Source organism: Acidicapsa acidisoli, assembly GCF_025685625.1.
Taxonomy (GTDB): domain Bacteria; phylum Acidobacteriota; class Terriglobia; order Terriglobales; family Acidobacteriaceae; genus Acidicapsa; species Acidicapsa acidisoli.
The window spans coordinates 1,583,996-1,598,004 of sequence record NZ_JAGSYI010000002.1 but is presented as its reverse complement, the minus strand read 5'-3'; the positions used below and the strand labels follow the sequence as shown (position 1 = coordinate 1,598,004).

General features: G+C 53.5%; 6 protein-coding genes and 1 pseudogene. 3 read left to right on the top strand and 4 right to left on the bottom strand.

Going from position 1 to position 14,009, the window contains the following annotated elements; all coding sequences use genetic code 11:
* Positions 1–144: 144 nt before the first annotated feature.
* Positions 145–2,172: an MGH1-like glycoside hydrolase domain-containing protein gene (locus OHL23_RS16405; RefSeq protein WP_263352991.1), complete on the top strand. Its 2,028-nt coding sequence runs from the start codon at positions 145–147 to the stop codon at positions 2,170–2,172.
* A 118-nt stretch (positions 2,173–2,290) separates the two neighbouring features.
* Here the strand turns inward: OHL23_RS16405 and OHL23_RS16400 are convergent, their stop codons facing one another.
* The 4 genes and pseudogenes from OHL23_RS16400 to OHL23_RS16390 form a co-directional block, all read right to left on the bottom strand.
* The gene (locus OHL23_RS16400) at positions 2,291–2,929 is read right to left on the bottom strand and encodes a tetratricopeptide repeat protein (protein WP_263352990.1); all 639 of its coding nucleotides are present in this window, start codon (positions 2,927–2,929) and stop codon (positions 2,291–2,293) included.
* A gap of 84 nt (positions 2,930–3,013) precedes the next feature.
* Positions 3,014–3,853, bottom strand: a pseudogene (locus tag OHL23_RS28895) (tetratricopeptide repeat protein); the annotation flags it as partial.
* Positions 3,834–5,600, bottom strand: a complete 1,767-nt coding sequence (locus OHL23_RS16395; protein ID WP_263352989.1) for a CRTAC1 family protein — start codon at positions 5,598–5,600, stop codon at positions 3,834–3,836. The pseudogene OHL23_RS28895 and the gene OHL23_RS16395, both read right to left, overlap by 20 nt.
* 242 nt (positions 5,601–5,842) lie before the next feature.
* A complete protein-coding gene (locus tag OHL23_RS16390) occupies positions 5,843–7,216 on the bottom strand; it encodes a hypothetical protein (protein ID WP_263352988.1) in 1,374 nt (457 codons plus the stop codon).
* Positions 7,217–8,192: 976 nt separating this feature from the next.
* Between OHL23_RS16390 and OHL23_RS16385 the strand changes: the two genes are divergently transcribed.
* On the top strand, positions 8,193–11,477 hold the full coding sequence (locus tag OHL23_RS16385) for a TonB-dependent receptor (protein ID WP_263352987.1): 3,285 nt from the start codon (positions 8,193–8,195) through the stop codon (positions 11,475–11,477).
* Positions 11,478–11,617: 140 nt separating this feature from the next.
* Positions 11,618–14,005, top strand: a complete 2,388-nt coding sequence (locus OHL23_RS16380) for a glycoside hydrolase family 31 protein (protein ID WP_263352986.1) — start codon at positions 11,618–11,620, stop codon at positions 14,003–14,005.
* Positions 14,006–14,009 lie beyond the last annotated feature (4 nt).

Genomic DNA, 14,009 nt, shown 5'->3' with positions numbered 1-14,009 from the left:
AGCTGACACAGACCGGCCACGAGCTATGAAGCGAAGAAGCAGTTCTGGATATAATTTGCGGCCGCTTACCATTGCTCAATGCGCGACGCGAGTATGACCTGAACATATTTTCGGCAGTCATCTAGACAATGTGTGAGAATCATGATGAAAACCGCAATTAAAGCAATTGCAGTTGCCGCACCTTACCTCATTTCATGCCTGCTACTCGGCTACGGGCCTTATTGCGCGTTGGCTCAGGCGGTCAATGCTGTTACGACCAACAAAACGTCGAGATCAGCCGGCGGACCGGGCAGTGCAAGACCGGCGTCAAAGAGCTACCAGCAGGTGCAACAGCGACTGGCGCAGGGTTGGAACACCTGGGACGTTAACAGCGTGACGACCCAGGTGCTGCTCCCCGAAGGGTTGGCGATTCATGTCGGGCTCAAGCACAACTCGACTGAATACGGAGACGCGTTTCTCAAGGACGTGCTGATTGGCAGACTTACGCCGGGCGCAGAGCAGGTTGTTCCCGGCGCACACTCGTGGGACGGCAGCTATACCGACCTTCAGATCTCCTGGAGGGGGCACATGCTGAGCATTCAGAGCGCGAGGGACGGAAGTGACTTGGTACTTCTTGCGACTCCGCTGACTGTGGCGGCCAAATCAGCCCTCCCACCGACGATTGTCTTCTCAGTCGACTTCCTTTGGAATCGCTCAGGCACGGCGCTGAAGCGCCCTGGCTTCATCCAGACGCAGGGTACGTCCGGAGTTATCCCTGTCTACTGCACATGTTCGGACACGGAGGTTAAATCGGATAGTGAGTATCTCGATATTCCGATGGGCGGACCCTTTTTTGCGTCCGATCTGGTTCAACCGGTTGGCCTCAGCACGGGCAAGCGCCGCACGCTAAGCGAGATCGAGGCGCTCATTGCGCAGCAAAAAGAAGCGTACCGCCAGTCCATTTCCATGGCAGGCTCGAATGCTCCGATCATTGACGCAATTGAGACGACGCTGGGCTGGGACACGATCTATGAGCCGAGCAGGCAGCGAGTTATCTCGCCTGTGAGTCGCGTGTGGAGCGTGGACTGGGGCGGGTATGTGATCTTCGACTGGGACACCTTTTTCGCAGCCACCATGGCAGGTATCGGCGATAGAGATCTTGCTTATGCCGATGCGATTGAGACCCTTCGCGAATCGACAGATAAGGGATTCGTGCCAAATTACGCGCGCGCTGGAGGCTGGAGCAGCTTCGACCGTTCAGAGCCTCCAGTGGGCTCGATCACCGTTCTTGGCCTTTATAAGAAATTCAATGATCGCTGGTTTATCGAAGAGGCCTTTGAACCTCTGCTACGTTGGAATCGCTGGTGGTCCGAACATCGCGATATCCAGGGGTATCTGGCATGGGGCAGCGATGGGGACAACAAGCCAGGCAACCTGGACGACGGCGCGCGTGGCAAGCGCGCCGGTGCGATTCTTGAATCTGGCCTAGATAACAGTCCGATGTACGACTCGACAACCTACAACTTCCAGTCTCACCTACTGGAGTATGCCGATGTGGGGCTGATGGGCATGTATATTGCCGATTGCGATGCTCTCGCAGAAATTGCTGACGCTTTGGACAAGCCTGCGGAGGCAAAGGAGCTAAAGGAAAGAGGTGCACATTACAGGACTAGTCTGGCGACGCTCTGGGATGACCAAGCAGGAATTTTCCTCAATAAGGATCTACATACCGGACAATTCAATACGCGCCTTTCGCCGACTAACTTCTACCCCATGCTGGCTCATGCTGCTACCCCAGAACAAGCAAAAGCGATGATCGAAAAGCACATGCTAAACACCAATGAATTCTGGGGCGAGTGGGTCATTCCATCCATCGAGCGGGATGACCCGGCCTTTAACGACCAGAATTACTGGCGCGGCAGAATCTGGGGACCGATGAACTATCTCGTCTACCTGGGGCTGTGCAACTACGACAACGCAACCGTGCGTACAGAGTTCGCGCGAAAATCCTATAGTTTGTTTCTCAAGGAGTGGAGCGAGAAGGGCCATGTTCACGAGAACTACAACGCTATGCTGGGAACAGGCGATGATGTTTCCAATAGCGACCGCTTTTACCATTGGGGAGCTCTGCTTGGATATGTTGAGTACTTGGAACAGGACAAAGCAGGCGGATCTTTAAAGCCAGGAAAATAGCGGAAGGCAGCCGATCACGTCTCAAGCATCTGTCTAGCAACTTAGAACAGGCATTGCATCGTGCGCTCTTATTCAAGGAGTGGCGAAAGACGCTTCGACCTCTGATTTCCCGGACTGCCTATTGCTTTGGCGCAGTCTGCTGCTCTACAAACGTGAATCGCTTCCTGTCAGTTTCCAATTTACGGGAGGCGGCCTGTAGTTCAGAAATGCGCTTTACTAGCGCCGGAATCTCATTGCGCTGTTCTGTTTGGCCGGAGTGGCGCAATGCAACGATGAGATGATAGATCGCGGTTTCGTCGGACGGATTTGTTTGCAGAGCAAGCCTGCATTGTTCGATCGCAAGATCGTATTGGCCAGAACGCGAGTACATGCTCGCGAGTAGATCTCTCGCTTCCGTCAAATCTGGCTTAAGCTTTACTGCCAACAGCGCCGATCGTATCGCTTCTTCAGGGACCTTGCTGTCTGCATCGGACCCTGAGCTTGAAAGAAGCTTCGCCAGCAAGAAATGCAACAGGGCGCTGTCTGGATGGCGCTTAAGCTGCGCGCGAATTTGCGGTAGAGAGTTCGCGGAGTTGTTCTTTTGAAGTTCTGCGAGATCGATGGCATAAGATGTGATGCTTAATTTCGAGTCCATGTGTTCGGCCGTCGTAAAGTCGGCTTCAGCCCGGTCATACTGCGCCATCTGGGCAAAGAGCAAACCACGTGAGATATACAACGACGGATTATTAGGAATTCGCTGCAGGCCAGCATTGATCATGTCGATTCCAACCTGAAACGATTCGTGATTAAGAGACAGTTCGGCGAAGGAGTTATAGTAACTGGCAGTAGCCGGACTGAGCACAATTGCCTTGCGAAGGAGAGACACTGCTTTGGGCGTTTCGCCGACTGCTTCATATGCGTCAGAGGCGAGACTCAGGATATCAGGGTCGGATGGCTCTACGGCTAGTAAAGGTTCTAATACCTTGAGAGCGGCCTCATACTGCTTGGTCTCGACCATTACGACCGCGAGATCATATTTTGGATAAGTCCGTTGTGGAAGCAATGTGACGAGCTGCTCGAATATTGGGATCGCCTTTTGAGATTCTCCGGTTTGCACCAAACAGTTACCGTATGTCTCCAGCGAGTTGGGATGAGTGTCGATGGCGTGCGCGCTTAGAAGAAACTGAGTATTCGCAACTTTGCATTGACTCTGTCGCGCCTCTGATACTGCAAGCATTTCGTGCGCGGTCTCATCGTTTGGATCGGCTTTGAGTATCCTTTCGAGTAGGGGAATCGCTCGCTTATCCTGGGCTTGATACAGGAGTTGCACCTCACCTTTCAAGGCTGGCGCGTAGTTTGGTGAAAGTTGCAGCGATTTGTCAAAGGCGCTTAACGCCTCCTGATTCTTCCCTTTGATCGAAAATACAATACCTTCCAGTGTCCAGAGACGGTAGTCGTTCGGTGATTCCTTGAGCGCAGATATTGTCTTCTGCAGCGCCTGGTCATACTCCCGGCTACGGATCAACGACTCAATCGATGCGATGGAAGTTACTGGACCGCTTTGACTTTGAAGAATAAGAGACGCAAATAATACGAAGAAGAGCGCGCAACTGGCGCGAAACGTGGAAGTACCAACTCTCCGCCGAGCGTTCAGGACATTGCACTTTTCCGAAGGCACAGAATCAGCGTGCCCAGCCAACATTGGGGACGATGCCGTGCTCTTCACGAATCGTAATGAGTTGATCACACTTCACTCCCGGATATTTTTCAACGGTTCCACTCGGCCATCGAACTTCGAGATCCGCCGTAACTGCTTGTCCCAGACCAAAATGGAGGCGGGAGTCGTTACAGGAATAGTAACTTGACTGGCTCAATACCTCTTGAACTTGCAGATGACCTGAGTACCGAGCCAGTACGCGGGCACCCACAGCGCTCCGATTGGATTTGACGCCGACAAGCTTCACCTTAAGCCAGTGATGGGATACTTTTAAATCGTTGCGCAGCAGTGAGGGCGGCTCGTTTATGTTGAGGACGAGGATGTCCATGTCTCCATCGTTGTCAAAATCGCCGAATGCACAGCCGCGACTCGAATGGGGTGTTGTAACTCCCGGGCCAGCGTTGGCAATCTCTTCGAAAGTTCCGTTGCCCAGATTTCTGAAGAGAATTCTCTGGGACTTGTTGGGGTATTGCGGTAACTTCTGTTCAACATTGGGATAGACGCTTCCAGTTACAAAAAATATGTCGGGCCAGCCGTCGTTATCGAGATCGACGATGCCTGCTCCCCAACTCGAGAAGCGGGTCTCCACGCCTATCTTCGACTGCAGAGTCCGGTCATCAAAATTGCCCGTCCCATCATTGAGATAGAGTACATTCGTATCATCCGCGAAGTGTGTCTTGAAGAGATCCAAGTGGCCATCGAGGTTATAGTCACCTATGCCTATTCCCATGCCCGCTTCTTCTGCACCGTCATTGCTGAGCGCAACGCCACGTTCGACGCCTTCCTCCTTAAAGGTTCCGTCGTGCTGGTTGATGAACAGGAGGCTGGGGGTCGAGTCGCAGGCCACATAGATATCAGGCCAGCCGTCCTCATTGAAATCGGCTGCCACGACCGTCATTCCATAACTTGACCACGGCTTCCCTATACCGGCCTCCATGCTCACATCTGTGAACGTTCCATCTCCATTATTTCTATAAAGAGAATGCCTGCCAAAGGGAAGGCCTCGCGGGCCGCATTCGATCGGAATGCCCTTGAAATTGCAATTCGCACCGGATCCTGGCCGTGGGACGTGGTCGAAGTCGAACTCAAGATAATTAGAAACGAAGAGATCGAGGTGGCCATCGCGGTTGTAATCGAAGAACGAACATCCGGCACCCCATCTGGCTTTGGAATTCTCTAAACCCGCTTCTTTGGCCACATCCTTGAAAGTTCCGTTTCCGAGATTGCGGTAAAGCCGGTTCTGACCAAAATAGGTGCAAAAGATATCTTCATAACCATCGTTGTCGTAGTCCGCCACACAGACCGCGTTGGCCCAACCGGCCGCTTCCAGTCCAGCCTGCCGTGTTACATCGGTAAAGGTTCCATCGCGATTGTTTTTGTAGAGTCGATTGGATGTCCCGACGGGAGCGCCGCCTAACCGTGTGCCGCTAAGCAGGAAGATATCGATCCACCCGTCGTTGTCGTAGTCCAGGAAGGCGCATCCACAGCCATTCGCTTCGATAATGTACTCGTCATGATCGACACCACCGTAAATCATGGGAGCGGTCAGTCCCGCCGAGGCTGCTACGTCGATGAATCGAGCATCAAATGGGCGGCCGGACTGCTGAGGCTTTTTCTGCGGAGCGACGACACGCCCTCCCATGCCGCCTGTCTGCTGCGCGCCGGCTCGCTGTAAGATCGCTCCGATCAAGGCTGCGGACGAAAAATTGAGAAACCCGCGGCGTGTAAACATTCTCTTGGTCAATTCCTCACGGACGTTGTTTTCTTCACAATACGGCGAGAACGTTCTCCGAAGCTATCGTTCTGGTATAGATAACTGTTCTGGACGCTCGAGAGTCAATATCCGCTGCGACGAAACCTGGTTGACGGACGCCATCGACTTCTTTTTGCTGCGGTTCACCCTGGTATATCATCCGGCGGCGGATTGGATTAGGAGAAATTGGCTTGGTCTGGTTTGTCTTCTGCGTCCGTTCGCTACCAAACATAGACGGCAACGGTTTGAGGGGGACCTGAAATCGAGTCGGTTACTGTCGTCTGGACTACAATTTGGATGTTTTTCCGCCTCCAGTCGGGCGGGGCCGCCCGTAGAGCTTTCTCAAGATACTCTTCACTTGTAACAAGTTCGCCGGCTGCCTGCGTGCCGTACGACTTGACTCCTGCCACAGCCACGACGAATTGGCCTGTTTTGGAGTTCAGGAGCCGTGTAACAATGCCAAAGTCTTCCGTTGAAGCACCATTTGCGCCTGATTTGGAGCGCCATTGCCGCCCTGACGGACCCTGCTCCCGGATGAATGACTCTCCGCCCTCTGCGATAAATCCGAAATGGAGGTTTGATGTCATTTGCATCGTCCACCGGTTGTTAAACGCCCCAATAACGATGGCAGGAAAGTAGCGCAGGTCTTCGAAGGAGTAGCTGTCTCCAATTCGCACTTGACTTCTTTTGCCGATTTGTCCCAACAGGGTAGAGAGTCGAATTGCGGCGTAAACATCTCCTGTTGCGAGGCCATAGTCAGGATATTTTTCCATATCTCCCCAGACCAGCTTGTCATCTGGTTGCAAAGCAGGCGTTTGCGTGAGCCTTTCGAAGATGTTTTGGAACTTTCCCGGTGTCTTGGAGTGCCGGTCGTAAAGTTTTGCTGACGGAAGGTAAACCGTAGGTTTGGCCATGCAGATCAGATACGGCTCGGACGAGGCGATGGGAGGAGACCAGAATTCTTCCAGAACAGTTTTTGACGCCTTTGCCCGGTAGACATTCCATGCGATGAGTGCCACGGAAACTGCCACAGCGAATGCCACTACCAGTAAAGCCCAGCGACGACGGCTGCGGTTGCCCGGCTGCTGCACCAGGTCCGCCGTCACGGGTATCGTTGCCTGAGATGCTTCCTGCTCGTGCGAAGGTGGCGGGAGCGTGTCCTGCGGCTGCGGGTTATTCTGGGGAGATTCCAGTTGCTGGGGTTCAGCCCACCGGAACCTGGGTGCATAGGATCCAACGGGAAGTTCAATACGGACTGTAGAGTGACTGGGTGTTGCATGGTAATACTGCTCCAGCCTCCTGCGCACTTCGCCCGCTTGTACTCGGACGACCGGATCGTCTCCCGTTGCGTATCCCAACGGTCGTTGGAAGAGTTCTACTCCAATCGTGCGCTCCTTCAACCGATCATGATTGCCCTCCAGCCGATGGTGGACAACATAGGAGAGGAACTGTTTGCATCGTCTGCTGGCCTGAAAAAACGGACTGCTCAGAATCGTTTCCAGTTCCTGAAGGACGGAAGATTTTTGAAGGTCATCGAGGGGAAGGTCGTCGCCAGAAACCTGCTCTCGCGGAATTGCTTCTGTTGTCGAACCCATAATTACGTCCCACTCCATGGTGCAGGCGCGTCCATGATCGGACACTTTTCAAGTAGCAGTGACGCCACCCATCGTGCACCAGCCGCGAAGCGTCACGACCGCCATCTCTGCCGTCTGGCGCTCGGACGACGGACAGCATGTCGTTCGCCGAGGAATGTGGGTGACCGGCCACGCCTGCTGTGCGTTTCGGGGCTTTCTCCACAGCCGGAACTGTTTCGTCAGTGCTGAAACAGTTCCGCAATCTGCCTTCACACTGTAATACACAGTGTCCTACTTGAAAAGCCTCTCTCCACGATCGATAGTTCATTGCGCATGTGAGTTGAAACCGGAGTTGGACGAAAGAACTGATTGGACGAAGATGGGCGATCTTGGCTTTGTTTCCGCCGAGTGCCCGTCGACATGAATCGCACAAACATGGCGAGCTTTCATCTGCATCGCTCAATCAAGCAGCAGCTATGGAAGCCCGAAGGAGCAAAGCGTGTCGCTTTCCACATTTGACGTCAAGGGGGCACATGAGGTGCAACCTCCTTCCCGTATGCCAGTCTGCCTTTGCGGGCGTCATTCCGCTGGATATGGAAGAGACTGCTCATGGTTTGAGCAATCGGGATTGGAGTTGGGGTCAACTCGTGAGCGGAGCCTTCCGTGCTTAGGCGATTACCGCACTATTCCGGCGTGTAGGCGAAAATACGGTCACGCCAGTCACCGATGCCTTTGTGGAGCGCCTGGTCAGGCCGTCGATTCCAGATTGCTACAAATCGCTGTGGCCAACAGGATGCAGGATGGCTCTTCCCAACCACTCAGCGGCATGCTATGCTTCTGCGCGTATTTGGGAAAGCCTTTACTGGCCGCGCGAAGTGACACGGCAATCGCTTTTTCTCCAGCAAGCAGGGAAATGCAACATTTTTCATACGGAATAATCCCTCACGGAAATCACAAGTGAAGTAAACGATTGCTGGAATGATTCAAAGGAGAGCCAATGAACAACTTGAAATCTGTCAAGAGAATATCAATCTTTGTTTTCCTCCTATTAGCTTGGGGAGCGTTATCGGCATCCGCTCAGTTCTTGAGCGGCATTGAAGGGACGGCGCGAGACCAATCCGGAGCTGTGGTCGCAGGTGCAAAAGCCACCCTCACGGACACGCGGTTAGGGGTGGCGAAGAACGCTACAACAAATCAGGATGGCTATTTCCGTATCGACAGCATAGCTGCATCGACATATACCCTGCAGATTCAGATGAGCGGCTTCAAGAGCTGGGATCAAAAGGACCTCACTCTACAGGTCGGGGAGATCCGGACGCTTGCACCTGTACTCGAGGTCGGGTCTGTCTCGACCGATGTCACAGTATCTGCCGATCAGTCGACCATCAATACAGTATCGGCGACCACCGGAGCCGTAATCGCAGAGGAGACGGTGCAGGAGACGCCCCTCCCTGGCCAGAACGTCTACAGCCTATCGGCTCTGACACCAGGGATGACGGGAAGCGCGGTAACGTCCGGAGATAATTACACCAATGAGTACGCCATCAACATCAATGCGGCTGGGCTGCGTCAGGAACAGAACGGATACGAGATTGACGGCGCCTACACAAACACCCCATCGCGCGGTGGCGGAACCTCAATTTCCCCAAATCCAGAAATTGTGCAATCCGTAGATATCAGGACCAACGACTTCGACGCTCAAAAGGGAAGGAACGGCGGCGCAACGGTCGATGTCTTCACCAATTCAGGCTCGAATGACTTCCACGGAACGCTCGACTACTATTTCACGAATAATGCCTTAACCGCTCTTACTCAGTTTGAAACTTCCGTTCCGAGTTTCGAGCGCAATGAGATGGGTGCCACAATGGGCGGCCCGATTATCAAGAACAAGCTGTTTGTCTTCGGCGCTATTGACGTGCTCCGCTCCAGTACCACGAGCGCCAGCCAGTATACGGTTGAGACGAAGGACTTTGACGCTTGGGTCGCGGCTAACCTCCCAAATAGCGTGGCCAACCAGGTTCTTACAATGGCTCCGCCCCTGAGCTTTCCAACGAGTGGCGTTCTTACCGTAAGTCAACTCGAAGCACAAAATCCCGGATTCTTCGCACCACCGGCAGGTATCCCTTCGACTCTGGATGCAGTTGGTCTCGCTAACATCAGTTTTTCCGTTCCCAAGAACGGATACCAGTGGAGTGTTCGAGGTGACTACTATATCAGCGCCAAGGATCGCGTTTATGTTACGTCGATTCGAACCTATGACACGTCAGCAGGCGCGACGCCCCGGCCTGCGCTGAATATCCCACAAGCCAACAGTTCCGACTTTGTCAACGTGGACTGGACCCACACGTTCTCCCCGCATCTTCTTAATGAGGGAGGGGCAAATATTATTCGTCCCTATGGCTCCAATCTGCCAGTACCTTCCAATGCGATTCCTTACATCAACGTGACTGGGTTGCAAGGGTTTTCTAATTGGGGGCCTGGAAACTTTACCCAATCCACACTCGGCTGGCGCGACGTGATGACGGCGACAGTAAAAACTCATACTCTCAAGTTTGGCTTTGACCAGTTCAATATTCGCGAAGCCGATTCCCAGGACGGCGCTTTCGATCGTCCGACCTATAACTTCAACAATCTTCTCGACTTTGTCCAGGACGAGGCAATCAGCGAATCGGCTACTCCTGTCAACCTGACAACGCAGCAGGAAGCGCCTTATAACCGGCGCTACCGCGCACTCTATACCGGAGTCTACATCCAGGATGACTGGAAGTTGATGCGAACATTTACGCTCAACGCAGGTGTCCGGTACGATTCGATGGCAAATTTCTTTTCCATCCTTTCGCCTCAATTGACTAACTTCACACTTGGCCAGGGGCCTACGGCAAATGCTCAGATAGCGGACGGAGTGACCGGACTGGCGAAGGGCAATAATGTGCTCGACCACAGTATTTGGGGCATCAATCCACGCGTAGGGTTTTCCTGGGATGTTTTTGGAAAGGGCAGGACAGCCGTGCGCGGCGGCTTTGGGATCTTCTCCGATCAACCGCCTTACATTCACATCACAGACATAACGGCGGGCAATCTGCCAAACTTCTTTACGCCGTCTCTTAACGTACAACAGGGGACGACGCCTGTCTTCCAGCTTTGCAGCGCTCCAACAGGCTTTACGGAAGCGTGCCCGGTGGTGAACACCAGCAATGTTGTGCTCAACTCAAGTGGCGGAGTCGTTGGTCAGAGGGCAAGTCTGGGTGGTTATTCGCCTAACTACAAACTTACTCAGGTAGAAGACTGGTCTCTCAGCGTGCAGCAGGAGTTTGGTGGAGGTATCATCGCTGAACTCAACTATTCCGCGTCGGTCGCCCATCACCTGCCGATATTCAATCAAGACCTCAACCGCTTCTCCGGAGACCTGATCGTCAACAATGGAACGCTGACACGTCTCAATCCAAACTTTGGCGGAATCAACTACGCCACTTCGAACGGTAACTCAGTTGGCCAATACGGCAGTGCCTTGGTGCAACGCCGTCTCGCGCATGGCCTCGCGCTACGCGGTATCTACACCGTTGGCAAGGCGCTGGATATTCTCAGCCAGTCGGGCTCCCTGGATAGCGGAGCCATCACGGGAGGCATTACATCGGATATCATCGAGAACGGCAATTTTGCGAGGCAGCGTGGCCGCGCCGACTTTGATGTCCACCAGCAGTTCTCGGCCGACGGCACGTGGATGGTGCCAAGCCATTATCCCAATGCGCTGGAAAGGAACATTCTCGGTGGATGGGAGTTCGGCGGTGTGTGGATACTGCAGACCGGCTTGCCTTTCACGGTCTACACAAGCGCTGCCTTCAATCCGGTCTATGACTCAACTGGGAAGGTGATTGGCAATACCGGCGGCGACTATAACGCGGACGGATCGAACTATGATGTGCCGAACGCGCCGTCCTTCGGGAACCACCTGAGCGGTCAGGGCAAGAAGGCATTTCTCACTGGGCTATTTCCTGCCTCAGCATTTCCTGTGCCGACCCTCGGAACAGAAGGAAATCTAGGGCGCAATACTTACGACGAGCCGGGATATAACAACCTTGACTTCACCTTTGAGAAATTCTTCTCCACTCCCTGGTTTTTTGGAGAGAAGTTGAAGATCGAGGCAAAGGGTGAAGTCTTTGATCTCTTCAACCGCAGCAATCTGGTTTCTGTGAGTTCGGATCTGTCCAGCGGTTCGTTTGGGAAAGCGACCAATCAGTTGCCTCCCCGTAGTCTGCAACTGCATTTACGCGCGAGTTTCTGAGCTGGCCAGACATCAGGGAGAAATGATGAATGGGTGCGTGTCATTCACCGGATGACACTCCTTCCTCATTTTTCCCTGTTGCTGTTCGCTGCAATGGCCTCAATTAAATCCCACTCTTATCTAAAGGAGAATTGCCCGAGATGGCTTCTGCCGTGAGTCGAAGTAGAGTTCTGCTGTTCATTCTGACTGTAATGTTAGGGGGCGGTATTCTGCGCGCGCAGAATACCGCGTTAGTTCTGGAGCGCGAAGGAACCACGGTGGCCCTTGAACCTTATGCTCCAAATATCCTGCGTGTAACCATGAGCACGCTCAAGGATCAGGCTACGGCTGAGCCGGGCTATGGAATTGTAGCCAAGCCTGCCGCTGCTGGTTGGGCTCATGAAGCGACGGCCTCCGGAGATACTTATACTTCGCCCCGGATGACATTGTTCCTTGCGGCGCCGGCTCCTCCTCAGAAGAGGCCAGACGGGTCGTTCTGGCGCGGTCCAAAGAAAAATTACAACGGTGTGGGACGAGAACCTTATTTGATAATCACGGCCGCCGATGGAAAGCCCTTATTGAAGATGCAGGGTTGGGAGATGGCGGAGCTGAACGATAAGGACGGAGACAGTCAGCTCAACAACGACCGCCGTTCCCAGGACCCGCAGTTCTACCGGGTGGGCGCTACGTTTGCTTCGCCCGATGACGAACACTACTACGGCCTCGGGCAAAATCAGGAAGGCTATCTTGACCACCGGCAGCACAAGGTGGAGTGTTGGGCTGACTACCAATCGGCAGGCGGACCAAATTTCTGCGTTCCTTTCCTGGTAACCAACAAAGGATATGGCCTGCTCTGGGATAATCCTTCGAAGACCGCAATTCTCCCCGGATTCAATGAGCAGACTAAGTGGATATCGCAGATCGGCCAGCGAGTATCGTTCTTTGTCGTAGCGGGCCAGACAACGGATGAGATCTATGCCGGCTACAGGCTGCTGACAGGTGATACTCCCATGCTGCCGAAGTGGGCTTACGGATTGATCCAGTGCAAACAGAGGTATTCGACGCAGGCGGAGATGCTAGCAGTTGCCAAAGGCTATCGTGATCGCCACTTACCGATCGATATGTTAGTGCTTGATTGGTTCTATTACACGGGCATGGGCCAGATGGACTTCATCAAGGAGGCGTGGCCTGACCCAGCGGAGATGAATCGTCAACTTCACGCCATGAATATCGAGACGATGATCAGCGTTTGGCCGCGATTCAAGCCGGGCACACGCTACTACGAAACCGTGAAGAACAATGGCTATTTTCTGCATCATGCCGACGGTAGGCCAGAAGATGGAATGCCCTATGATGCCCAGGGATCGGACATCGATTCGACCAACCCCGATGCAGCCAAATGGTACTGGAGCGTGATCCATCAAGATATCGCAAGCAAGGGTTTCGATTCGTTCTGGGCAGACGAGACAGAACCTGACCTGCCTCCGAACGGCAGCTACTTCAAGATTGGACCGGGAACAGAATACTTCAATATCTATCCCCTCTTTCATACCGCTGCGTTTTATAACGGCATACGCAAGGACATGCCCGATACGCGAGCGTTGATCCTATCACGCGACGCCTATCTCGGCGCGCAGCACAACGGAGCTATCTTCTGGTCCTCCGATATCTTCCCCACCTGGGATGTGCTGCAGCGGCAAGTCCCAACCGGTCTTGATGTTGCCGCTTCTGGAATTGCATATTGGGGAAACGATATTGGTGGCTGGCAGGGACTTCCGAAGACGCATGTACCCGTGAATAAACCTTTGATCGACCCTTCCGATGCGCGGGACGAGGTAGGTGGCTATGACGACTATCCCGAGTTATATGTGCGTTGGTACGAATACGGCGTCTTTCAGCCGAATTTCAGAACGCATGGCACACGGCCCCATAATGAGGTATGGTCTTATGGCAAGCAGGCTGAGCCGATCCTTGAAAAGTATCTCCGGCTGCGCTACGAATTGATGCCGTATATCTACTCTCTCGGCTATTACACGCATGAGACTGGAGCGCCTTTCATGCGACCGTTGTTCATGGACTTTCCAAATGACCCGAAGGTGGCGGACATGGGAGACGAGTATATGTTTGGACCAGCTTTCCTGGTAGCTCCTGTAACGTCTCAAGGTCAAACTTTGAAGAGCGTCTATCTGCCGGCAGGCACAGCCTGGTACAACTACTGGTCCAGTGAACGCTTCGACGGGGGCCAGACGATTCAGGTAAACGCCCCCATCGATACAATCCCTCTCTTTGTGAAAGCGGGTTCGATCGTGCCGCTTGGGAGCGTTGTCGAAAGTACTCATGACAAGCAGAGCATCGCCCACGTAAAAGTCTTTCCTGGAGCGGACGCTGATTTCACACTCTACAACGACGACGGGCTGACGTATGCGTATGAGAAAGGCCAGAGCCAGGTGACGCGAATTCATTGGGATGAGAAAGCTCACAAACTGACGCAAAGCGGATCACAGGCCTGGAGCGATGACACGGTTATAGATGTCGTGCAGCGACCATGATCTC